The sequence below is a fragment of the Streptomyces sp. NPDC001903 genome (assembly GCF_042891345.1).
In the GTDB taxonomy this organism is placed as follows: domain Bacteria; phylum Actinomycetota; class Actinomycetes; order Streptomycetales; family Streptomycetaceae; genus Streptomyces.
The window spans coordinates 179,073-199,825 of sequence record NZ_JBIASZ010000007.1; the positions used below are offsets into that span (position 1 = coordinate 179,073).

Consider the following 20,753-nt stretch of genomic DNA (forward strand, 5'->3'; position numbering starts at 1 on the left):
GGGATGCTGGAAGTCTATACGATCCCCCGTATTGATATACAGGGGGTCTCAGGCCGGATCCCGCTCCACCGGGCAGCTCATGCACCGCGGCCCGCCCCGCCCCCGCCCCAGCTCGCTGCCCGGGATTTCGATGACCTCGATGCCCTCCTTGCGCAGGTGCGTGTTGGTCGTCACGTTCCGCTCGTACGCCACCACCACCCCCGGCTCGACCGCCAGCACGTTGCAGCCGTCGTCCCACTGCTCGCGCTCCGCCGCGTGCACGTCCTGCGTCGCGGTCAGCACCCGGATCGAGTCCAGCCCGAGCGCGGCCGCGATCGCCCGGTGCATGTGCTCCGGCGGGTGGTCGGTCACCTTCAGCTCCTGCAGGCCCTCGCCCGGCTCGATCGTGTAGGAGCGCAGCATGCCGAGGCCCGCGTACTGAGTGAACGTATCTCCGTCCACCATCGTCATCACCGTGTCCAGGTGCATGAAGGCCCGCCGCTTCGGCATGTCCAGCGCCACGATGGTGGTCGCCGACCCGGCCGCGAACAGGCCCCGCGCGAGCATCTCCACCGCCTGCGGCGTGGTCCGCTCGCTCATCCCGATCAGCACCGCGCCGTTGCCGATGACGAGCACGTCCCCGCCCTCGATGGTCGAGGGGTAGTCCGCCTGCCCCTGCGACCAGTAGTGGAAGGCGCCCGAGGAGGTGAAGAGCGGGTGGTGCTTGTAGATCGCCTCGAAGTGCACCGTCTCGCGCTGCCGGGCCGGCCAGCGCATGGCGTTGATGGAGACCCCGTCGTAGATCCAGGCGGAAGTGTCCCGGGTGAAGAGGTGGTTGGGCAGCGGCCCCAGCACGAAGTCGTCCAGCTCCATGGCGTGGAAGCGGACCGATACCGGCTCCGCGTGCCGCTCGAGGTACTCGCGCTTGGTCATCCCGCCGACCAGCGCCTCGGTCAGCGCGGTCACCGGCAGCTGGTCGAAGACCGCGCGCAGGTGGTCCGTGGCGAGCGGCCCGTACTCCTTCTCGTCGAACACCCGGTCCAGGACCAGGTGTCTGGCCTCCGGGATGTCCAGCGCCTCGCACAGGAGGTCGCCGAAGAGGTGCACCTCCACGCCGCGGTCGCGCAGGACGTCCGCGAAGCCGTCGTGCTCCTGGCGGGCCCGGCGCACCCACAGCACGTCATCGAAGAGCAGCGCGTCCTTGTTGCTCGGTGTGAGCCGCTTCAGCTCCAGATCGGGCCGGTGGAGGATGACGCGGCGAAGCCGCCCGGTCTCGGAGTCGACATGGAATCCCATGGCGTACACGTTCGCAGACCGGACGGCTTTTTGACCTGGCGTTCGCTCAGGAGACGCGGCACAGCCGGCATCCCCCGCGGTCCCGGCGGCGCCGGCGGGGATCAGCGCAGGCCGAGGAGGGCCGACGGGGTCCCGATCAGCTCGGGGGCGGTCAGGCCCAGCTTGGGGGCGGTCAGGTTCGGGATGCCGTAGTTGCTGCCGTCCGGCATCGTCAGCGGGGCCCCGACGACGGCGCCGGGGGTACGGGCGAGCAGATCGGTGGCCGGGGCCTCCAGCGAGCCCTCGCCGTCGGTCTTCGGGTCGCCGAGCAGGTTCGGCACCGGCGCCCCGACCAGGGTGCGGCCGAGCTCAGTGGTGATCGGCAGCGACGGGAGGATCGGGCTGGGGAGCAGATCGCCGGTGTGGTGTACGGGAACCTCCGGCGCGCCGACGACGGGCACCGGCACCGCGGTGGCCACGCGCGGGGTGTCGACGCCCAGTGTGGTCTTCACGGCGTCCAGGGGGACACCCACCGGCACCGAGTCGGCCACGGCCGGGGTGGCCGCGCCGGCCGCGGCCATACAGGTCATGAGTGCCGCAATGCTTCCGCGCGCGGTCATCTTCATAGGTGACGTTCCGTCCTTCCAGGGTCGCGGACATTCCGCTGCCCTGGATGAACGATCCCGCCGGTGGTTTTCCGGGCGTTCTCCGGGAAAGTTCCCCCATACGACCTAATTCGGGGCCGTACAGGGGCCTCGCCTTTACGGCTGCGCCGACCCGCCCCGGCTCACAACCGGGGGTCGACCGGCTCCGATTCGAGGGCGAGCACGGCGAAGACCGCCTCGTGCACCCGCCACAGCGGCTCCCCGCCCGCCAGCCGGTCCAGGGCCTCCAGCCCGAGCGCGTACTCCCGCAGGGCGAGCGAGCGCTTGTGCCCCAGGAACCGCTGGCGCAGCTTCGCGAGCTGCTCCGGACGCGTGTACTCCGGGCCGTAGATGATCCGCAGGTACTCGCGCCCGCGCACCTTGACCCCGGGCTGGACCAGGCGGCCCCTGCCGTCCCGGGCGTACGCCTGGAGCGGCTTGACGACCATGCCCTCGCCGCCCGCGGCCGTCAGCTCCAGCCACCAGTCGGTGCCCGCCCGTACGGAGTCCTCGTCGGCGGTGTCGACCAGGATCCGGCCGGTGCGGCGCAGCAGCCCGGTGCCGGCCGCCTCGTCGGCGGCGACGAGCCGGTCCAGCCAGAACAGCTGCTCGTCGTGCGGTACGGCGGCCAGCGAGCGCCCGGCCGCCGCCAGCAGCTGGAACGGCGCGAACCGCACTCCGTCCAAGCCGTCGGTGGTCCAGCAGTAGCGCCGGTAGGCGTCGGTGAACCGCTCGGCGTCGGCGGCCCGGTCCCGCTGGCGGGCGAGCAGGTCACCGGTGTCGATGCCCCGCTCGGCGGCCGCCGCCAGGGCGCCGAGGGCGTCCGGGAAGACGGCGCGGGAGGCCGCGCCGACGGCGGCGTACTGGTTGCGCAGCAGGCCGGTGGACTTCAGCGACCAGGGCAGCAGCTCCCCGTCCAGCAGCAGCCAGTCGGTGGCGAGTTCCTCCCACAGGCCCGCGTCGGTGACGGCTCCGCGGAGCCGGGCGAGGACCTCCTCGGTGACCTCGGGGTCCTGGAAGAAGGGCCGTCCGGTGCGGGTGTGGACGGATCCGCTCGGTCCGTCCACGCCGAAGCGTCCCCGGGCCGCCTCGGCGTCCTTGCAGACCAGGACCGTGGCCCGGGAGCCCATGTGCTTCTCCTCGCACACGACCTGGGCGATGCCGTCCTTGCGGTACTGGGCGAAGGCCTCGGCCGGGTGCTCCAGGTAGCCGTCCTCCTGCGAGGTGGCGGTCGGCGCCATGGTCGGCGGCAGGTACGGGACCAGCCGCGGGTCCACCGCGAAGCGGCTCATGACCTCCAGGGCCGCGGCCGCGTTCTCCTCGCGCACGGTGACGTTGCCCAGGTGCCGGGTCTCGACGATCCGGCGCCCGTGGACGTCGCCGAGGTCGAGCGGGCGGCCGTCGTGGCCGCCCGGCGCCTCGGCGGCGAGCGGCTTGACCGGCTCGTACCAGACCTTCTCGGCCGGTACGTCGACCAGTTCGCGCTCGGGCCAGCGCAGGGCGGTCATCCTCCCGCCGAAGACGGCGCCCGTGTCCAGGCAGATGGTGTTGTTGATCCAGGCCGTGTTCGGCACCGGGGTGTGGCCGTAGACCACGACCGCCTTGCCCCGGTAGTCCTCGGCCCACGGGTAGCGCACGGGCAGGCCGAACTCGTCGGTCTCGCCGGTGGTCTCCCCGTACAGGGCGTGCGAGCGGACCCGGCCGGAGGTGCGCCCGTGGTACTTCTCGGGCAGGCCCGCGTGGCAGACCACCAGCTTGCCGCCGTCGAGCACGTAGTGGCTGACGAGGCCGCGGATGAACTCGCGCACCTCCTCGACGAACTCCTGCGGCTCGTGGCCGAGCTGCTCGATCGTCTCGGCGAGCCCGTGGGTCTGCTGGACCTTGGAGCCCTTGAGGTACCGGCCGAGCTTGTTCTCGTGGTTCCCGGGCACGCACAGGGCGTTGCCGGACCCGACCATGCCCATCACGCGGCGCAGGACGCCGGGGCTGTCCGGGCCGCGGTCGACGAGGTCGCCGACGAAGACCGCGGTGCGGCCCTCCGGGTGGACGCCGTCCTGGTACCCGAGCTTGCCGAGCAGGGTCTCCAGCTCGGAGGAACAGCCGTGGATGTCACCGATGATGTCGAAGGGACCGGTGAGGTGGGTGAGGTCGTTGAACCTCTTCTCCAGCGCCACCTCGGCGGTCTCGGCCTCCTCCGGAGTGCGCAGCACGTGCACCTTGCGGAAGCCCTCGCGCTCCAGTCCGCGCAGCGAGCGGCGCAGATCGCGGCGGTGCCGCTGGATGACGGCGCGGGGCAGCCCGGCCCGGTCGGGCCGGGCGGCGTTGCGTTCGGCGCAGACCTCTTCGGGCATGTCCAGGACGATGGCGATGGGCAGGACGTCGTGCTCGCGGGCGAGCTGCACGAGCCGGCGGCGGGCCTCGGCCTGCACGCTGGTGGCGTCGACCACGGTCAGGCGGCCGGCCGCCAGCCGCTTGCCGGCGATGTAGTGGAGCACGTCGAAGGCGTCGCCACTCGCACTCTGGTCGTTCTCGTCGTCGGCGACGAGACCCCGGCAGTAGTCGGAGGAGATGACCTCGGTGGGCTTGAAGTGCTTGCGGGCGAAGGTGGACTTCCCGGATCCGGTGGCCCCGACCAGGACGACGAGGGACAGATCGGTGACGGGAAGTACGCGGTTTCCGGTACTGGTCATGCGGCCTCTCCCTCCTTGTGGGCATCGGTGTCGGTCCGGGTGAAAACGGCCATCTGGGTGGGCGGCCCCACCTCGGGGTCGTCGTCGCCGACGGGTGCGAAGGCGACCTCGTACCCGTGGCGGGCGGCCACGGAGGCGGCCCAGCCGCGGAACTCCCCGCGGTTCCACTCGAAGCGGTGGTCGCCGTGGCGGACGTGCCCGGCGGGCAGGGACTCCCAGCGGACGTTGTATTCGACGTTGGGGGTGGTGACGAGGACCGTACGGGGGCGGGCCGCGCCGAACACCGCGTACTCCAGGGCGGGCAGCCGCGGCAGGTCCAGGTGTTCGATGACCTCGCTGAGCACGGCCGCGTCGTAGCCCGCCAGCCGCTTGTCGGTGTACGCGAGCGAGCCCTGGATGAGCTGGACGCGGCTGCTCTGCTTCTCCCCCATCCGCTCCAGGCGCAGCCGCTTGGCGGCCATGCCGAGGGCCCGCATGGACACGTCGACTCCGACGATCTCGGTGAACGCCGGCTCCTTGAGAAGGGCCTGCACCAGCTGGCCCTGTCCGCAGCCGAGGTCGAGGACCCGGGCTGCGCCGGCGGCGCGCAGCGCGCCGAGGATCGCCTCGCGCCGCTGCACGGCGAGCGGCACGGGCTTCTCCTCGGCCTCACCGACGGCGTTGTCGAACTCCTCGGCCTCGCTGCCGTCGGCCTCGGCCAGCCGGAGCAGCTCCAAGCGGTCCAGGGCCTCGCGGGTCAGCTTTTTGTGCCGGGCGAGATAGCGGGCGCTGATCAGCGCGTTCTCCGGGTGCGCGGCGAGCCAGCCGTCCCCGGCGCGCAGCAGCTTGTCGACCTCGTCGGGCGCGACCCAGTAGTGCTTGGCGTCGTCGAGCACGGGCAGCAGGACGTAGAGCTGGCGCAGGGCGTCGGCGAGCCGGAGCTCGCCCTCCAGGACCAGCCGTACGTACCGGGAGTCCCCCCACTCGGGGAACTGCTCGTCGAGCGGTACGGGTTCGGCCCTTACGAGGTCCCAGCCGAGCGGGTCGAACAGCCGGTGGACGAGCTCCGCCCCGCCGCGGGCGGGCAGCGCCGGTATCTCGATCCGCAGCGGACGGGCCTGCTCCGGCAGCTCGGGGCGGGCGGTGCACCGGCCCCCCAGCGCGCTGCGGAAGACGGAGCCGAGCGCGACGGCGAGCAGCGAGGAGGCCGCGTAGGGGCGGTCGTTGACGTACTGCGCGAGCGCGGCGTCGGGGGCTCCTCCCCGGCCCTTGCCCTGCCCGCGCCGCACGAGCGCGACGGGATCCACCTCGAGCAGCAGCGCCGCCGTGCACCGCTCGTCGGCGGCCTCGGGATAGAACACGTGGGCCACGCCGTGGGAGGTGGAGAACGCCTGTGCCTTCCCGGGGTGCTTGTGCAGCAGAAAACCCAGGTCGGTGGCCGGGCGCTCGGCACTGCCAGTGGTGGAGATCGTCAGGAACATGCAGCTCAGCATGGATGCAGCCGTCGACCGGGGGCCACCGAATTTCCCCCCCTCGGCCGCGCCCCGCCCCACCCGCGGATCCCGCTCCGGCCAAGTACCCGGCGCCCGTGCGGACGGCGCTGTACGGTCCCCGGAACACGTCGTTCCCCGTGTTTCCCACAGCCCCGTCGCCCAGGAGGGCTTCCCCTCGTGTAACCGCCGCAGCCCTACCCGCCCATGCCCGCTCCCGTGCGCCGCTGGTGGCAGCATCCCGCCCTGGTCATCGCCCTGTTGGTCGTGATCCCGCCCGCCGGCATCGCGCTCGCGTGGACGAGCCGGTGGGGGCAGGCGAAGAAGATCGTCGCGACGGTCCTCGCCGGTCTGTGGTTCCTCACGCCCTTCCTCGGCGATCCGCCGAAGAAGGCCGAGGCCGACTCCAAGCCGGCCGCCGCCGCGTCCGCCTCGCCCGGTGCGAGCCCGAGCCGGGCCGAGCCGCCCGCCCTCGTCGGCCGGAGCCTCAAGGAGGCGAAGGCGACGGCGCTCGCCGCCGGATTCGGCGTGCTCTCGCACGACGCCTCCGAAGGGAACGCCGCCCAAGTGGCGGAGGACGACTGGAAGGTGTGCTTCCAGGGCGTCGTGGCCGCCGAGAAGCCCGGTGCGATACCCACGCTCGACCTCGGCGTGGTCCTCACCGATGCCCCGTGCCCCGCGAAGGACGGGGATCCGATCCCCTACCCGAAGATGCCGCGCGTGGTGGGGCTGGCCTTCGCGAACGCGTCCCGGACGCTCGGGCCGATCGGCTTCCGGAAGATCGAGCCGCAGAGCGCGTTCACGGACGTCACCCTGCCGGCCGCCGTGGACGACTGGGTCGTCTGCTTCCAGGAGCCCGAGGAGGGCAAGGAGATCGGCGCGCCGGGGACCACCTCCGCCGCCCTGAAGCTCGCGTCCCCGGGGACCGGCTGCCCCGGCGCGCCGAACACCCGGCTCCACCCCGAGCCGGCGCCGGCTCCGACGCACGAGGACGACGACTCCGGCAGCACGGCGTCGGGCGGGTCCTCGTCCTCCGGCGGATCCGCGTCCGGTGGCTCCTCCTCGGGTGGGAGTTCCTCCGGTGGGACTTCCTCCGGTGGGTCGGACAGCGGCGGCGGGGGCGGGGGCACCATCACGCCCGGAGCGTTCTGCTCCCCGATCGGGGCATCCGGTGTGAGCAGCAAGGGCGTCCGCTACACCTGCACGGGGACGCCCGGTAACGCTCACTGGCGGCGCTGAATCCCCGCGGCCAGTTCGGCGATGCCGGGCGGGCCGATGCGGCAGCAGCCGCCCACCAGGCGGGCACCCGCCGTGCGCCAGGCTTCGACCGGCCAGTGAGCGGGGTGGGGCGGGGCGTGCCAGGTGGCGGTGGGGGCGTCCCAGACGGAGCCGTCGTTGGGGTAGGCCAGGAGCGGCTTCGGCGTGACGGAGGCGGCCGCCTCCAGGGCGGGCAGCACGTCCGCCGGGTCGCAGCAGTTGACGCCGAGCGCGATGATCTCCGGGGCCCCGGCCGCGAGGGCGAAGGCTTCGGGGAGCGGCCGGCCGGCGCGGGTGCGGGGGCCGGCCACCGTGTAGCTCAGCCAGGCGGCCGCCCCCGTCCCGGCGAGGACGCCGAGGAGGGCTTCGGCCTCCTCGGCGTCCGGGATGGTCTCCAGCGCCAGGACATCGGCGCCCGCCGCGAGCAGCGCCTCGATCCGCGGGCGGTGGAAGGCGGCCAGCTCGCGCACGCTCAGCCCGTACCGCCCGCGGTACTCGGAGCCGTCCGCGAGCACCGCCCCGTACGGGCCGACCGAGGCGGCGACCCAGACCTCGTGGTCGGCGGCTTCGGCCGCCCGGGCGGCCAGGGCGACGCTGCGGTGCAGCAGGGCGGTGGTCTCGGCCCGGTCGTGCCCGTGCGCGGCGAAGGCCTCGTACCCGACCTGGTAGCTGGCGGTGATCAGCACCTCGGCGCCGGCCCGCGCGTATGCGGCGTGGGCCGCCTCCACCTGGTCCGGGCGCTCGGCGAGCACCCGGCCCGACCAGAGCCCGCCGGACAGGTCGCAGCCCTGGTCGGCGAGCTGGTTGCTCAGCCCGCCGTCCAGGATCACGACCCTGCGGGCCAGGGCTTCGGCGAGCGGGCCGGACGCACGGGGCACGGTTCCTCCGCCTCCCTCAGCCGAGCTGGGACAGCACCTGGGCCGAGATCAGCTCCAGGTGGTCCAGGTCGTCGAGGTCGAGCAGTTGCAGGTAGACGCGGGAGCTGCCGACGGCCCCGTAGGCGCCGATCTTCTCGACCACCTCGGCCGGGGAGCCGGCCAGGCCGTTGGCCTTGAGCTCGTCCACGTCCCGGCCGATGGCGGCGGCCCGGCGTGCGACCTCGGCGTCGTCCCTGCCGACGCACACCACCAGGGCGTTGGAGTAGACGAGGTCGTCGGCCCCGCGGCCGGCCTCCTCGGCGGCCCGGCGCACCCGGCCGAACTGTCGCTCGCTGTCCGCGATCGACGCGAACGGCATGTTGAACTCGTCCGCGTACCGCGCGGCGAGGCGCGGGGTGCGCTTCGCGCCGTGGCCGCCGATGAGCACGGGCACCTTGGCCTGGGCCGGCTTGGGCAGCGCCGGGGACTTCTCCACCTGGTAGTGGGTGCCCGCGTAGTCGAACGTGCCGCCGGGCTCGGTGGCCCACAGGCCGGTGACGATGGCCAGCTGCTCCTCCAGGCGGGCCATCCGCTCCGCCGGGAAGGGGATGCCGTACGCCTTGTGCTCCTCCTCGAACCAGCCCGCGCCCAGCCCCAGTTCGACCCGGCCGCCGGACATCTGGTCGACCTGGGCCACCTGGATGGCGAGCACGCCGGGCAGCCGGAAGGTCCCGGCCGTCATCAGGGTGCCCAGCCGGATCCGCCGCGTCTCCCTGGCCAGGCCCGCGAGGGTGATCCAGGCGTCCGTGGGCCCCGGCAGGCCGTCCGCCGAGCCCATCTTCAGATAGTGGTCCGACCGGAAGAACGCGTCGAAGCCCAGGTCCTCGGTGGCCTTGGCGACGCTCAGGAGGGTGTCGTAGCTCGCGCCCTGCTGGGGCTCGGTGAAAATACGGAGATCCATGACTCCCATCCTGCCTCGCCCACCCCGGCAGGGTGAATCTGCGTCAACCGGACGGTCCACCCCGGGCCCGGCCAGTGACCAGCCCGGATGGGGATCGTTGGCTCGGACGGAGCCGGACCGCCCGGCCCGCGCGCCGGCGGCCTTCCGCCGATGCGTCCACCGCCCCCTTCCGCCTTGGAAGGGCCAGGGCCGAGGAGGCCGCCATGTCCCAGGAGTCCGTGCCCGAGCACACCGGACAGACCGGACAGGCAGCACACGACCATGCACGTCTCGAGCCCGCGGCGGCCGCCCAGGGCGGCGCGCCGAAGGGCCTGCTCCAGCAGATGGAAGAGCTGATGGCGGCGCTCAACGCCGACCTGTCGCAGCTCGACGCCGACCTCCAGTCCTCCACGGACCGCGCCCCCGGCACGCCGCTGACCCCGGGCAGCCGGATCCCCGGGACCGAGCGCCCGTCCCACCCGTCGTACTGACCGTGCCGGTCGGATGACCGTGCGGGTCCCGTCGCGCGCGGCGGGACCCCCGATTCCGCCCTCACCGCTCTCCCGGCGGGCCGCGCTCTCCCGTCAGGCCACGCCGGAGGCGGACCCCCGTTCACGGACGGTCAGCCGGCGCAGGACGGCCCTGACCCGGTCGCTCGATTCATCGGCCGCGTCTATGGACTCTATGCACTGCCAGTACAGGCCTTCGTCGTCCGTCGCGCAGGCCACCCCGACCAGGGCTATGCCCACTTCGCCGAGCAGCGCCTGCAGTCCGAGCAGAGCCTGGCGGACATCCGCCACCTCGGTCAGCTGCGCGGCTCTCGGCGGATAGTCGGGCGCGCTGCCCTCTCCGCGCAGGGCCGCTCTGTCGAGCACCCCGCACCCTCTGCCCCCGGCTTCCCCCAGTCCCCGTGCCTCCGATCTCAGCTCCGGCGGCCCCGTGACCGCCAGCCAGCTCCCGATCCCCTGCGTGAGCGCCTGGGCCTGCCAGGCCTCGCCCACGATGTCCATCGCCGCCCCGCTCTGCGCCAGCGCGTGCCGGCCGGCCGCGATGAGCCGTACCGCATCCATATGCCGTCCCCCGTCCGCACGACATCCGCCGTTCTCACCACTACCCAGAGTGAGGGCAATGGGCCAGTAAAGCCAGGGGTATTCGGAAATCTATGGACACAAACATGGTTGTGGACAGCGCCATCACTCCGAAGAGTGACAATTCGATGTCGGAGGCCCTGTCACCGGGAAGCGGAGCTCGTTCCTCTCGATCTTCGCGGCGAGCGCATCCAGCACATCCACCCCGAGAACCTCACAGAATTGCAGCAGATACGCCAGCACGTCGGCCACCTCATCGGCCACGCGGTGCGCGGTTTCCGGCTTCTCCATGACCTTCGCCGACTGTTCCGGGGTCAGCCACTGGAAGATCTCGACCAGTTCGGACGCTTCCACGCTCAGCGCCACCGCCAGGTTCTTGGGCGTGTGGTACGGCTCCCAGCCCCGCGCGGCGGCGAACTCGGCCAGCCGCCGCTGGAGTCGGTGGAGCCGCTCCTGCGGAAGTGGCTCCTGCGGCAGCGGCTCCTGCGGACCCGGCCCGCCCCCGCGCTCTACGTCCTGCTCATCGCTCATGGCACCAGGTCTACCACCGTCACCCCCGGAGTCACACGGGCGGCCTCGGCCGCCCCCTCCCCCACCGCCGCGAGCAGCCGGACGTGGCCGCGGCCGCAGGACAGCAGGGCCAGCCGCAGCAGTTCGGCGCTCTGGCGCCGGTCCAGATCGCGGTCGAAGCCGTCGGCGAGGACGGTCAGCGCCTGGCGGGCGGAGAGCAGCTCGGCGGCCGGGTCCATGGCCAGCACCCCCGGGCCGGTCAGCAGGACCAGCGCCAGCGCGAGGAAGCGGAGCTCGCCCGCGCCGAGCCGGCCCAGTTCCGTGGCGGGCCCGGCGCGGCCGCGGTCCAGCACCGCCGTGACCGGCCCGGACCCCGGAGCCCGTACGTCGAGCCCCTCCACCGGGCCCGCGCAGCCGGTCCGCGCCGCCGCGGCGAGCAGCGCGTGGCGGGTGCCGCACTCGTGGCGGGTCCGGCGCAGGACGTCGGCCAGGTTGGCGCAGTCGCCGAGCAGCCGGCCCTCGCCCGGCGGGACGGGTGCGCGCATCCGGTCGGGGCGCGGGTCGCAGGGGAACACGGAGCGCAGCGCGACCACCACCTGCTCGGCGGCCGCCAGGACCCGGCGCTGTCCGGCCGTGGAGCCGGCGACGCGCAGCGGGAGCAGGGCGGTGCCGAGCCGGTCGTCGGGGAGCGGGGCCCGGGTGACGCCGACGGCCCCGCCGGTCAGCCAGGAGGCCTGCACGGAGCGCCGGCCGGGGTCGCGCAGGGCGGTGCCGAGCAGGATCTGCCCGTCCACGGCGAGCCGTTCGCCGACGATCCGGAGCGTGGGCTCGGCCTGGACGGCGAGGTCGAGCCGGACGGGCCCGGCGGGTCCGTCGACGGTGCAGCCGATGCGGAAGCCGCGCCGCCCCTGGCCGTCGGGCAGGGCCCGGTCGGGGACCCGGCCGCGCGGATCGGGGAACGCCTCCTCCAGGGTGGCACCGGCCCCGAGCCCGGCCAGGGCCTCGTAGGCGGCCAGGACCTGGGACTTGCCGCCGCCGCTGGGCCCGGCGAGGAAGGTGACGGGCCCCAGTGCGAAGACGGCTCCGCGATGCGACCCGAACGCGGAGAGCCGCAACTCGGTGACGACGGGCCGATGGTGCACGGCGGCGGGCGGGATCACGGCGTCGGCGACGGCGGTGGGTAACTCGGCGCGGTCGGGGGCCGCGGCCCCCGGCGCGCCCGAGTCCAAGATGGCGTCCATGCGCCGGACGGTACGGGCCGCCGGGCCCCCGGTGGGCACGGCGAACCGTTCCGCCCTGGCGACCTTCCTACGATCGGGGGACGGCGGCGGCCGCGATCCCCTCGACCTCGGTCCCGACGGGTGCCAGCAGGAAGACGTTCCGGTCCACCCGGTGCATCCCGCTGCCGAGCCCGAAGACCACGCCGCTGCTGAAGTCGAGGATCCGCTTGGCCACTTCGCCGTCCGCACCGGTGAGGTCGAGCAGCACCGGGATCTGCGCGATCAGGTACTCGGCCACCTCCCGGGCGTCGGCGAAGACCTGGACCCGGATCACGACGAAGCGCCGCTGTTCCGCCGCCGACGCCCCCGGCGCCGCGGGGATCGTGCGGTGGTCCACCCGGGAGGGCCACTCGTTGCGACTGCGCAGGGGGACCACCTGCGCGAGCCCCTCCCACTGTTCGTCCGTGACGTCGTACCTGCTCACCGGGCCGCCTCGGCCGTGCGCTTCATGTGCATCCCCCCATCCTCTCGCGTTTCACCCGTTCAGCCCAACAACGACACGAGCGACTCGGGGTACTCGCGCAGAAGCGAATAGGTTAGGTTAGGCATACCTAAGTCACTCGCCCAGGACGATGGAGAGATCCCGCATGCGCATGCCCGGTGCTGCCCCCGCCACCCCGGCCGCCGGCCGGCCCACCGACGCCGAGCGGGTCCGGTCGGTCCTGGCCGCCGCCCACTCCATGACCGTGGTCACGGACGGGCTGAGCAGCGAGATCCGCCACCTCGACGGATCGGACCCGATGGGCCGGCTGCACCTGCACCCGTCCGAACCCGGCGGCGAGTGCGAGCACCGGCCCTCGATCCGGCTGGAGTTCACCGACATCGCCCCCACCCCCGTACGGGACCGGGTGCGCGCCCGCGTCACGATCACGGGCCGCCTGCTCACGCCGTACACGGACGAAGGCGCCGACTCCACCTGCATGGAATTCGGCCGGGCGGTCCTGGAGACCGACGAGGGGCGCACCTGCGTCGGCCTCGAAGAGCTCGACGCGGCCTGCCCCGACCCCCTCGCCCCGTACGAGGCCGGCATGCTCACGCACCTCCTCGACGACCACGCCGAGCTCGTCACACTCCTCCTGCGCCTGGTCCACCCGCTGCCCGCCGCCGCGATCGTCCGCGTGCTGCCGCTCGCCATGGACCGGTACGGGGTCACCCTGCGCCTGGAGCTGCACCGCGGCCACCGGGACGTACGGCTGCCGTTCCCCTCCCCGCTGGACGACGTCGAGCAGTCCGGGGTGCAGATCCAGGCCCTGTTCAGCGCGGCCCGGCGGCGCTCGCACCGCAACAGCCTGCCCGCGTGAGCCGTCCGCTCGGGAATAGGCCCCTTCAGGGTCCCGTTGGGGACGATCATGAAGGCAATCACGTACGACGCATACGGAACTTCCCCGAACCTCAAGCTCGTTGACGTAGTGCCGCCCAAGGTCGGCCCCGGCGAGGTGCTGGTCCGCGTCAAGGCGGCCGGCGTCAATCCGGTCGACTGGAAGCTCGCCGCCGGATACCTCGACCCCATCCTCGAAGTCCGCCACCCCGTCATACCCGGCTGGGACGTGGCCGGAGTCGTCGAGGCCGTGGGCCCCGACACCTTCGACCACGCCGTCGGCGACGAGGTGTACGGGTACGTCCGCAAGGAGTGGGTCGAGCTCGGCACCTACGCCGAACTCGTCTCGGCGCCCGTGCGGACACTCGCCCGCAAGCCCGTCGCCCTGACCTTCGAGCAGGCCGCGGGCATCCCGCTGGCCGGCCTCACCGCGTACCAGTCCCTCACCCGCGCGGGCCTCAAGGCCGGCGAGACCGTCGTCATCCACTCCGCGGCGGGCGGCACCGGCTCCTTCGGCGTCCAGATCGCCGTCGCGCTCGGCCTGCGCGTCATCGGCACGGCGGGCGCCCACAACCACGACTACCTGCGCTCGCTCGGCGCCGAGCCCGTCCTGTACGGGGAGGGCCTCGCGGACCGGATCCGCGAACTCGCCCCCGAAGGCATCGACGCCGGGCTGGACTTCTTCGGGGACGGCGCCGTCGAGCTCCTCCAGTCGCTCGTCAAGGAGCGCGGCCGGGTGGTCTCCATCGCCGATTACGAGGCCGCCGCCAAGGGTGCGCACCAGCTGTGGGTGCGCCCGGACACCGCCGACCTGACGTTCCTGGCGGAGCTCGCCGACGCGGGCCGGCTCACGGTCAACGTGGAGCACGCGCTGCCGCTCGCCGAGGCCGCGAAGGCCTGGGAGCTCAGCGCCGCGGGCCGCACCCGCGGCAAGATCGTCCTCACCGTCTGACCACATGCGAACGGCCGCCGGAGTACGGGACTCCGGCGGCCGCGGGCTCAGCGGGCGGGGCCCGTCACGCGGGGGCTTTCGCGTACCGGTTCGCCGGACGCGCGAGGCCGTAGTTCTCGCGCAGGGTCGTACCGGTGTACTCGGTGCGGAAGAGTCCGCGCCGCTGCAGGATCGGCACCACGTGGTCGACGAAGTCGGTGAGCCCGGTCGGCAGCACGGGCGCCATGATGTTGAACCCGTCGGCGGCGCCCTGGGTGAACCACTCCTCCAGCTGGTCGGCGATCTGCTCGGGCGTTCCGGCGAAGACGCGGTGGCCGCGGCCTGCGCCGAGGCGGGCGATCAGGTCGCGCAGGCTGAGGCCGTCGCGGCGGGCCAGTTCGGCGACGAGCGTGAAGCGGCTCTTGTTGCCGTTGATGTCCCGCTCCTCGGGGAGCTCGGGCAGCGGGCCGTCGAGGGGGAGGCCGGTCAGGTCGGTGCCGAGCATGCCGGAGAGCTGGGCGAGCCCGTACTCCGGCACCTGGAGGTCGGTGAGCTGCTGCTCCAGGGCCTTGGCCTCGGCCTCGGTGGAGCCGATGACGGGGGCGATGCCGGGCAGGACGAGCAGGTCGGACTCGGCCCGGCCGTACTTCGCCAGGCGCGACTTGAGGTCCTTGTAGAAGGTCTGCCCGTCGGCGAGGGTCTGCTGGGCGGTGAAGACGGCCTCGGCGTACCGGGCGGCGAACTCCTTGCCGTCCTCGGAGGAGCCGGCCTGCACGAGCAGCGGGTGGCCCTGCGGGGAGCGGGGCACGTTGAGCGGGCCGGCGACGCCGAAGTAGGTGCCGCGGTGGGCGGCCGGGTGGAGCCTGTCGGTGTCGGCGTAGATGCCGCGCTCCTTGTCGAGGACGATCGCGTCGTCCTCCCAGCTGTCCCAGAGCTTGGTGGCGACGTCGAGGAACTCGCGGGCGCGGTCGTAGCGGAGGCTGTGCTCCAAGTGCTCGTCCTGGCCGAAGTTGCGGGCCTCGTCGACCGTGCCGGAGGTGACGATGTTCCAGCCGGCCCGGCCGTTGCTGATGTGGTCGAGGGAGGCGAACTTGCGGGCCAGGTGGAACGGCTCGTTGAAGGTGGTCGAGACGGTGGCGATGAGCCCGATGTGCTCGGTGACGGCGGCGATGGCGGAGAGCAGGGTGAGCGGCTCGAACCCGCCGAGGGCGTTGTAGCGGGCCTTGCCCCAGAGGGCGAGCCCGTCGGCGAAGAAGATCGAGTCGAGCCGTCCCCGCTCGGCGGTCTGCGCCAGCTCCTGGAAGTACCGCAGGTCGGTGACCCGTTCGGGACTGCTGTCGGGATGCCGCCAGGCGGCGTCGTGGTGCCCGGCGTTCATGAGGAAGGCGTTGAGGTGGAGGGTCCGGGGTGCGGTCATGATGGTGTTCCTCGGGGTGGGAGAGACGAGTGTCAGGCGGGGACGCGCCAGAGGCTGAGGCGGCGTTCGACGGTGATGAGGAGCTGGTTGAACGCCACGCCGATGGCCGAGATGGTGACGATGCCCGCGTACATCTCCGGGATGGCGAAGTTGAACTGCGAGGCGTTGATCAGGTAGCCGAGCCCCGCCTTCGCGCCGATCATCTCGGCGGCCACGAGGACCAGGATCGAGACGGCGCCGGCCAGCCGGATACCGGTGAAGACGGCCGGTACGGAGGCGGGCAGGATCACCTTCTGGAACAGCCTCGGCGTGGACAGGTCCATGGAGCGGGCCAGTCTGACCAGGGTCGGATCGGCGTTGCCGACGGCGCTGATGGTGTTCAGCAGGATCGGCCAGACGCAGGCGTAGACGACGATCGAGACCTTCGAGGTCTCCCCGATGCCGAGCAGCAGGACGAACACGGGCAGCAGCGCGAGGGCCGCGGTGTTGCGGAACACCTCCAGCAGCGGGCCGAGCAGTGCCGCGACGGGGCGGTACCAGCCGATCAGCAGGCCGAGCGGGACCGCGACGACGACGGCGATGCCGAATCCGCCGAAGGAGCGGACCAGGCTGGCCTGCGTGTGCTCGGCGAGCTGGCCGTTGCCCGCCAGCTCCCACCAGGCCGCGGCGACCTCGCTGACCGGCGGGAGGAAGGTGGAGTCCACCAGCCCGAGCCGCGGAGCCGTCTCCCAGAGCACGAGCAGGGCGACGATCGCCGCCGAGCGCAGGGCCGCCGCGCGCAGCCACCGGGCGACGGCGCGCAGGGCGGCCGGCGCGGCCGCGGGCGGGGCGGCGGCCGACGGGGCCGACGGGCCCGGCGCCGGTTCCCGTACGGGCGCGGGCTCCCGGGCCGGCGCCGGTTCCGGGGGCGGCGCGGGCGCGTGGGTGGCGTGCACCCCGCTCTCGGGACCGGCCTCGGCCGCGGTGGTCTTCGTATCGGCTGCGGTGCTCATACGGTGGCCTCCTCCTTCTCCAGTTGCTGGGCGCGGGCCACCTCGTCGTGGAGCAGGGTCCAGATCTCGTGGCGGTAGCGGGCGAATTCCGGACTGGAGCGCAGCTCCTCCCCGCCGGCGCCGGTGGCCCGGTCGCCGAAGGAGACGGGGACGGCCTCCTTGATCCGGCCGGGGCGGGAGGTCATCACGGCCACCCGCTGCCCGAGGTACACGGCCTCCTCGATCCCGTGCGTGATGAACACGACGGTCTTGCCGGTGCGCTGCCAGATGCGGCGCAGCTCGTCCTGGAGGGACTCGCGGGTCTGCGCGTCGAGCGCGGCGAACGGCTCGTCCATCAGGAGGACGTCCGGGTCGTAGGCCAGGGACCGGGCGATGGCCACGCGCTGGCGCATCCCGCCGGACAGCTCGTGCGGGTGGCGGTCCTCGAAGCCGGTCAGCCCGACGAGGTCCAGGAACTCCCGGGCCCGCTCCGGGCGTTCACGGCGGGGGACGCCGGTCGCCTCCAGCCCGAACTCGATGTTGCCGAGCGCGGTGCGCCAGGGCAGCAGGGCGTACTGCTGGAAGACGATGCCCCGGTCCAGGCCGGGTCCGGTGACCGGCTCGCCGTCGAGCAGGATCCGGCCGGAGGTGGGCCGGGTCAGGCCCCCCAGCAGGTCCAGGAGGGTGGACTTGCCGCAGCCGCTCGGGCCGACGACCACCACGAACTCCCCGGCCCCGATCTCCAGGTCCACGCCGTCGAGGGCGGTGAAGCTCCCGCCGTCGCCGGGCGCCCCGGCCCTCCTGCCCTTGGCCTGCTTCCTCGGGAAGGTCTTCGTCACGGACTCGAACACGATCTTCGCCATGGTGCTCAGCCCTTCCCCTGGCCGTTGAACTCGTTCGTGTAGAGGTCGGAGGGCTTCAGCTGGCCCTTCTTGATCTCGCCCCGCTCACCGAGCCAGTCGATCCACAGCTGGAACTCCTTGTCGGCGATCCGGCCGCCGGTCTCGGCCACCCCGAACGAGCGCCAGTACTGGAGGGTGGAGGTGTCCTCGTTGCGGCCGCGCTTCTTGACGATCTCGGTCATCCGGGCGATGACCTCCTCGCGCGGGGTCGTGCGGGACCACTCGATGGCCTTGGCGACGCCGGTCGTGAAGGTCCGTACGGTGTCGGGGTTCTCCTTGATGAACCTCCGGGTCATCACGTACGACCCGGCGCTGAAGGCGCCCAGCAGCTCGAAGTCCTTGAACAGCGGGCGTATGCCGCCGGCGGCGAGGGCCTTGTCCCGCAGGACGCCGCTGAGCACCCCGACCTCGATCTGCTTCTGGCGCAGGGCCTGTTCGGTGTTGACGGGCGGGACCACGAGGGACTCGACCTTCGCCGCATCGGCCTTGGAGACGCCGTTGCGCTCCAGGTAGATGTCCAGCAGGGCCTGGGCATGGGCGCCCAGGGTGTTCATGCCGACCTTCTTGCCGATCAGGTCGCGGGGCGAGCGGATCGGGCTGTCCTCCAGCACGTAGTAGCCGAGGTAGGTGTCCTTGTCGGAGCCGTAGTAGGAGATGACCGACTGGATCTGGGCCTTGCTCGCGGCGAGCTTCACGATCGCGCCGTTGAAGGCTCCGCCGAAGTGGGTCTGGCCGGTGGCGGCGGACTGGATGTCCTGGGGGCCGCTGATGGTGTTGCCGACCCAGTCGAGGGTCAGGCCGCCCAGGTAGCCGAGGTCCGCGGCCAGCTCGGGGAGCAGGACGGCGCCGACCGCGCCCTGGTACTTGAGAGACGTGACCTGCTTGGCGGATCCGCCGGTGGCGGTGGCCGTGCCGCAGCTCACCGCGGCCGCCGAGATGCCGAGCAGGGTGAGGAACTGGCGTCGGGTGGTGGAGGTGGAGGCGAGGGCTGCGGGCATGGAAGGGGTCCTTGTTCGGGGAATCGGCGGTTTCGGGGCCGCTACGGGGCGGTGGTGGCGAAGGGGACGGCGGAGGCCTGGGCGTGCAGCGCCTCGGCGAACTCGTCGACGGCCTGGAAGAGGTCCAGCTCGGCCTCGGGCCGCAGCCGGCCGGGGCCGGTCCCGCGCTCCACGGAGGAGTCCAGGACGAACCGGCCGGCGGTGACGTGCCGGGCGCCGAGCGCGGCGAGCACCGGGCGCAGGGCGTAGTCGAGGGTCAGGACGTGGGCGAGGCTGCCGCCGGTGGCGATCGGCAGGACCGTCTTCCCGGCCAGCCCGTCCTGCGGCAGCAGATCGAGGAAGGCCTTCAGCAGGCCGGTGTACGCGGCCTTGTAGACCGGGGTCGCGACGATGATCCCGTCGGCCTGCGCGACGGCTTCGAGGGCCCGGCGGATCTCGGGCTCGCCGCGGCGGGCGGCGAGGAGGTCTGCGGCGGGGAGCTCCCGTACGGCGAGGTGGGCGGTGTCGAACCCGGCGTGGGCGAGCCGGCGCAGCACGTGGTCGGCGACGACGGCGGTACGGGAGTGCGGGGAGGGGCTGCCGGTGAGGGCGAGCAGGGTGGGCACGGTGCCTCCTTGGGTGTCGTACGGGCGGGACGGGTCAGGCGGTGGCGGAGGCGCCCGACGGGATGCCGAAGGACGGGTCGGGGACGGCCTCCGGGCTGATCAGGCGGGACGGGGCCCCGTCCGGGCCGACGGGGACGTCGCCGTCGACCGTCACGCGGCGCAGGGTGCGCTCGTGGTCGTCGGAGTCGTCGACGCCGTAGTGCTGGGTGGCGCGGTTGTCCCAGATCGCGACGTCGCCGGCCCGCCACTGCCAGCGGACGGTGTTCTCGGGGCGCTCGATGTGCGACTGGAAGAGGTCGACCAGCGCCCGGGAGTCCCGACCGGTCAGGCCCTCGATCCGCTGGACGAAGTTGCCGAGGAGCAGGGTGCGTTCGCCGGTCTCGGGGTGGACGCGGACGACGGGGTGCTCGGTGAGGAACTTGGTGGACGTGAACACCTCGCGGTACTGGACCAGGGCCTCCGGGAGCGCGTCGGGCTTCAGGGCGGCGTAGTCGTACTCGTTGGAGTGGACCGCGCGCAGGCTGTCGGCGAGGACCCGGAGCGGCTCGGGGAGGTGGGCGTAGGCGGTGGCGGTGTTGGCCCAGAGGGTGTCGCCGCCGTACGGCGGGATGGTGACGGCGCGGAGGATGGAGAAGGCGGGGTAGGCGGGGACGAAGGTGACGTCGGTGTGCCACTGGTTGGCGCGGGCACCGTGGTGGGAGTCGATGCCGAGGGCGTAACGGCCGTCGGCCGAGGGCACGGTGGGGTGGGCGACGGGCGTGCCGAGCAGCTGGGCGAAGGCCTCGTGGCCGGCCTCGTCGAGGTGGTCCTGGTCGCGGAAGAAGACGACCTTGTGGGCGAGGAGGGCGGCCCGGACCTCGGCGACGACCTCGTCCGGAAGCTCGCCCCCGAGCCGCACACCCCCGATCTCGGCGCCGATCCGGCCGCCGATCCGGGTGACGGTGGGCTGGGTGCGGGTGGCGGTGCTCATGGCAACTCCTTGGGATGGGGTGGCGCGGGCAGGCAGGCGCAGCCGTACGGCCTGCATGCAGGGCGGACCGGCGGTGCACGGGACGGGGGAAGTGCGGGGCGAGCCACCCGGCCCCGGCCGGGTCGGCCTTGGGCCGAGCGGGCTTGGTACGGGAGGGCTTGGTACGGGAGGGCTTGGTACGGGAGGGCGGCCGGAGCGAATCGGAGGGCGGCGGAGCCGACCGGGTTCCGGGAACGGGACCGGGGGCCTGTTCGGCGGGAGGCCGAACGGCTCATCGGGCAGGACCCGGGGCGGCGCTCAGGCGCGGCGCGGGGCCTGACAGCGGCCCGGACACGCACCCGGCGCGGTACAGGAGCCGGGGGTGTGGAACCGCGGGGCGAGAAGCTCGAACGCGGACATGGCTCGGAGCCTGGCAGCGACTCCGGTACGGGTCAAGCCCCGCCAGACAAGCCGAAACAAACCCTTCCCGGATCCCCCACCCACTCCTGCACACCCACCCTGACCTGGCACTTCAACCACGCCTCCAGGAGCCACCCAACACCCGGAACGGCCGAAAACCGTGGCCGGATTTCACGCCCCCGCAACGCGACCGCCACGCAGGGCCGACACGCCGACCGTCACCGCCCTCGCGGCCGAAGTCGACCGCAGGGGT

Annotated in this window: 20 protein-coding genes; 4 read left to right on the forward strand and 16 right to left on the reverse strand. The window is 73.0% G+C overall.

All coding sequences use genetic code 11. From position 1 onward, the window contains the following. Positions 1 to 48 precede the first annotated feature (48 nt). From ACFYZS_RS18200 to ACFYZS_RS18215, 4 genes are all read right to left on the reverse strand, one after another. Positions 49 to 1,275 carry an arginine deiminase gene (locus tag ACFYZS_RS18200; RefSeq protein WP_389013058.1) on the reverse strand — a complete coding sequence of 409 codons (1,227 nt, stop codon included), beginning with the start codon at positions 1,273 to 1,275 and terminating at the stop codon, positions 49 to 51. 101 nt (positions 1,276 to 1,376) lie between these two features. Beyond that, positions 1,377 to 1,844 (reverse strand): hypothetical protein, encoded by a 468-nt coding sequence (locus ACFYZS_RS18205; protein WP_389013060.1) that lies wholly within the window; start codon positions 1,842 to 1,844, stop codon positions 1,377 to 1,379. Positions 1,845 to 2,041: 197 nt separating this feature from the next. Continuing rightward, the gene (locus ACFYZS_RS18210) at positions 2,042 to 4,588 is read right to left on the reverse strand and encodes a polynucleotide kinase-phosphatase (protein ID WP_389013063.1); all 2,547 of its coding nucleotides are present in this window, start codon (positions 4,586 to 4,588) and stop codon (positions 2,042 to 2,044) included. Next, positions 4,585 to 6,048: a 3' terminal RNA ribose 2'-O-methyltransferase Hen1 gene (locus tag ACFYZS_RS18215; protein WP_389013066.1), complete on the reverse strand. Its 1,464-nt coding sequence runs from the start codon at positions 6,046 to 6,048 to the stop codon at positions 4,585 to 4,587. Before ACFYZS_RS18215 ends, ACFYZS_RS18210 begins: the two co-directional genes overlap by 4 nt. A 216-nt stretch (positions 6,049 to 6,264) precedes the next feature. Between ACFYZS_RS18215 and ACFYZS_RS18220 the strand changes: the two genes are divergently transcribed. Beyond that, positions 6,265 to 7,296 (forward strand): hypothetical protein, encoded by a 1,032-nt coding sequence (locus ACFYZS_RS18220; RefSeq protein ID WP_389013069.1) that lies wholly within the window; start codon positions 6,265 to 6,267, stop codon positions 7,294 to 7,296. On the opposite strand, the gene mmuM is transcribed toward ACFYZS_RS18220, so the two are convergent. Together mmuM and ACFYZS_RS18230 are read right to left on the reverse strand one after the other, a co-directional pair. Next, a complete protein-coding gene (gene mmuM / locus ACFYZS_RS18225; RefSeq protein WP_389013071.1) occupies positions 7,281 to 8,192 on the reverse strand; it encodes a homocysteine S-methyltransferase in 912 nt (303 codons plus the stop codon). The genes ACFYZS_RS18220 and mmuM overlap by 16 nt on opposite strands. A 16-nt stretch (positions 8,193 to 8,208) precedes the next feature. Beyond that, positions 8,209 to 9,132 (reverse strand): LLM class F420-dependent oxidoreductase, encoded by a 924-nt coding sequence (locus ACFYZS_RS18230; protein WP_389013074.1) that lies wholly within the window; start codon positions 9,130 to 9,132, stop codon positions 8,209 to 8,211. Between the two features lie 203 nt (positions 9,133 to 9,335). On the opposite strand from ACFYZS_RS18230, the gene ACFYZS_RS18235 reads away from it, so the two are divergent. Continuing rightward, entirely contained in the window at positions 9,336 to 9,602 is a 267-nt protein-coding gene (locus ACFYZS_RS18235) for a hypothetical protein (RefSeq protein WP_389013076.1), read from the forward strand. A 93-nt stretch (positions 9,603 to 9,695) separates the two neighbouring features. Here ACFYZS_RS18235 and ACFYZS_RS18240 read toward each other — a convergent pair whose 3' ends face one another. The 4 genes from ACFYZS_RS18240 to ACFYZS_RS18255 all read right to left on the reverse strand — a co-directional run bounded on the left by ACFYZS_RS18240 (position 9,696) and on the right by ACFYZS_RS18255 (position 12,413). Continuing rightward, positions 9,696 to 10,181 carry a DUF6099 family protein gene (locus ACFYZS_RS18240; RefSeq protein WP_389013078.1) on the reverse strand — a complete coding sequence of 162 codons (486 nt, stop codon included), beginning with the start codon at positions 10,179 to 10,181 and terminating at the stop codon, positions 9,696 to 9,698. 123 nt (positions 10,182 to 10,304) lie between these two features. Next, positions 10,305 to 10,730 carry a nucleotide pyrophosphohydrolase gene (locus ACFYZS_RS18245; protein ID WP_389013081.1) on the reverse strand — a complete coding sequence of 142 codons (426 nt, stop codon included), beginning with the start codon at positions 10,728 to 10,730 and terminating at the stop codon, positions 10,305 to 10,307. Continuing rightward, on the reverse strand, positions 10,727 to 11,950 hold the full coding sequence (locus ACFYZS_RS18250; RefSeq protein ID WP_389013084.1) for an ATP-binding protein: 1,224 nt from the start codon (positions 11,948 to 11,950) through the stop codon (positions 10,727 to 10,729). Before ACFYZS_RS18250 ends, ACFYZS_RS18245 begins: the two co-directional genes overlap by 4 nt. A gap of 67 nt (positions 11,951 to 12,017) precedes the next feature. Next, positions 12,018 to 12,413 (reverse strand): cell division protein SepF, encoded by a 396-nt coding sequence (locus tag ACFYZS_RS18255; protein ID WP_389013087.1) that lies wholly within the window; start codon positions 12,411 to 12,413, stop codon positions 12,018 to 12,020. A 163-nt stretch (positions 12,414 to 12,576) separates the two neighbouring features. Between ACFYZS_RS18255 and ACFYZS_RS18260 the strand changes: the two genes are divergently transcribed. Together ACFYZS_RS18260 and ACFYZS_RS18265 are read left to right on the forward strand one after the other, a co-directional pair. Beyond that, entirely contained in the window at positions 12,577 to 13,290 is a 714-nt protein-coding gene (locus tag ACFYZS_RS18260; RefSeq protein ID WP_389013089.1) for a DUF2470 domain-containing protein, read from the forward strand. A gap of 48 nt (positions 13,291 to 13,338) precedes the next feature. After that, a complete protein-coding gene (locus tag ACFYZS_RS18265) occupies positions 13,339 to 14,259 on the forward strand; it encodes an NADP-dependent oxidoreductase (RefSeq protein ID WP_389013092.1) in 921 nt (306 codons plus the stop codon). A 64-nt stretch (positions 14,260 to 14,323) separates the two neighbouring features. On the opposite strand, the gene ACFYZS_RS18270 is transcribed toward ACFYZS_RS18265, so the two are convergent. From ACFYZS_RS18270 to ACFYZS_RS18295, 6 genes are read right to left on the reverse strand one after another with little or no spacing between them, the layout of a single operon-like run. Then, the gene (locus ACFYZS_RS18270; RefSeq protein WP_389013095.1) at positions 14,324 to 15,655 is read right to left on the reverse strand and encodes an LLM class flavin-dependent oxidoreductase; all 1,332 of its coding nucleotides are present in this window, start codon (positions 15,653 to 15,655) and stop codon (positions 14,324 to 14,326) included. Positions 15,656 to 15,687: 32 nt separating this feature from the next. Continuing rightward, positions 15,688 to 16,647 (reverse strand): ABC transporter permease, encoded by a 960-nt coding sequence (locus tag ACFYZS_RS18275; protein ID WP_389013098.1) that lies wholly within the window; start codon positions 16,645 to 16,647, stop codon positions 15,688 to 15,690. Next, positions 16,644 to 17,489 (reverse strand): ABC transporter ATP-binding protein, encoded by an 846-nt coding sequence (locus tag ACFYZS_RS18280; RefSeq protein ID WP_389013101.1) that lies wholly within the window; start codon positions 17,487 to 17,489, stop codon positions 16,644 to 16,646. The genes ACFYZS_RS18275 and ACFYZS_RS18280 overlap by 4 nt, the downstream gene beginning before the upstream one ends. A 5-nt stretch (positions 17,490 to 17,494) precedes the next feature. After that, entirely contained in the window at positions 17,495 to 18,526 is a 1,032-nt protein-coding gene (locus tag ACFYZS_RS18285) for an ABC transporter substrate-binding protein (protein ID WP_389013104.1), read from the reverse strand. A 41-nt stretch (positions 18,527 to 18,567) separates the two neighbouring features. After that, the gene (ssuE, locus tag ACFYZS_RS18290) at positions 18,568 to 19,131 is read right to left on the reverse strand and encodes an NADPH-dependent FMN reductase (RefSeq protein ID WP_389013107.1); all 564 of its coding nucleotides are present in this window, start codon (positions 19,129 to 19,131) and stop codon (positions 18,568 to 18,570) included. Between the two features lie 34 nt (positions 19,132 to 19,165). Beyond that, positions 19,166 to 20,101 carry a TauD/TfdA dioxygenase family protein gene (locus tag ACFYZS_RS18295; protein WP_389013110.1) on the reverse strand — a complete coding sequence of 312 codons (936 nt, stop codon included), beginning with the start codon at positions 20,099 to 20,101 and terminating at the stop codon, positions 19,166 to 19,168. Between the last annotated feature and the right edge of the window lie 652 nt (positions 20,102 to 20,753).

Bases quoted from the DNA above. Each gene is read 5' to 3' on its own strand.
- ACFYZS_RS18200 (WP_389013058.1), bottom strand. From the start codon at position 1,275: ATGGGATTCCATGTCGACTCCGAGACCGGGCGGCTTCGCCGCGTCATC.
- ACFYZS_RS18205 (WP_389013060.1), bottom strand. From the start codon at position 1,844: ATGACCTGTATGGCCGCGGCCGGCGCGGCCACCCCGGCCGTGGCCGAC.
- ACFYZS_RS18210 (WP_389013063.1), bottom strand. From the start codon at position 4,588: ATGACCAGTACCGGAAACCGCGTACTTCCCGTCACCGATCTGTCCCTC.
- ACFYZS_RS18215 (WP_389013066.1), bottom strand. From the start codon at position 6,048: ATGTTCCTGACGATCTCCACCACTGGCAGTGCCGAGCGCCCGGCCACC.
- ACFYZS_RS18220 (WP_389013069.1), top strand. From the start codon at position 6,265: ATGCCCGCTCCCGTGCGCCGCTGGTGGCAGCATCCCGCCCTGGTCATC.
- ACFYZS_RS18230 (WP_389013074.1), bottom strand. From the start codon at position 9,132: ATGGATCTCCGTATTTTCACCGAGCCCCAGCAGGGCGCGAGCTACGAC.
- ACFYZS_RS18235 (WP_389013076.1), top strand. From the start codon at position 9,336: ATGTCCCAGGAGTCCGTGCCCGAGCACACCGGACAGACCGGACAGGCA.
- ACFYZS_RS18240 (WP_389013078.1), bottom strand. From the start codon at position 10,181: ATGGATGCGGTACGGCTCATCGCGGCCGGCCGGCACGCGCTGGCGCAG.
- ACFYZS_RS18245 (WP_389013081.1), bottom strand. From the start codon at position 10,730: ATGAGCGATGAGCAGGACGTAGAGCGCGGGGGCGGGCCGGGTCCGCAG.
- ACFYZS_RS18250 (WP_389013084.1), bottom strand. From the start codon at position 11,950: ATGGACGCCATCTTGGACTCGGGCGCGCCGGGGGCCGCGGCCCCCGAC.
- ACFYZS_RS18260 (WP_389013089.1), top strand. From the start codon at position 12,577: ATGCGCATGCCCGGTGCTGCCCCCGCCACCCCGGCCGCCGGCCGGCCC.
- ACFYZS_RS18265 (WP_389013092.1), top strand. From the start codon at position 13,339: ATGAAGGCAATCACGTACGACGCATACGGAACTTCCCCGAACCTCAAG.
- ACFYZS_RS18270 (WP_389013095.1), bottom strand. From the start codon at position 15,655: ATGACCGCACCCCGGACCCTCCACCTCAACGCCTTCCTCATGAACGCC.
- ACFYZS_RS18275 (WP_389013098.1), bottom strand. From the start codon at position 16,647: ATGAGCACCGCAGCCGATACGAAGACCACCGCGGCCGAGGCCGGTCCC.
- ACFYZS_RS18280 (WP_389013101.1), bottom strand. From the start codon at position 17,489: ATGGCGAAGATCGTGTTCGAGTCCGTGACGAAGACCTTCCCGAGGAAG.
- ACFYZS_RS18285 (WP_389013104.1), bottom strand. From the start codon at position 18,526: ATGCCCGCAGCCCTCGCCTCCACCTCCACCACCCGACGCCAGTTCCTC.
- ACFYZS_RS18295 (WP_389013110.1), bottom strand. From the start codon at position 20,101: ATGAGCACCGCCACCCGCACCCAGCCCACCGTCACCCGGATCGGCGGC.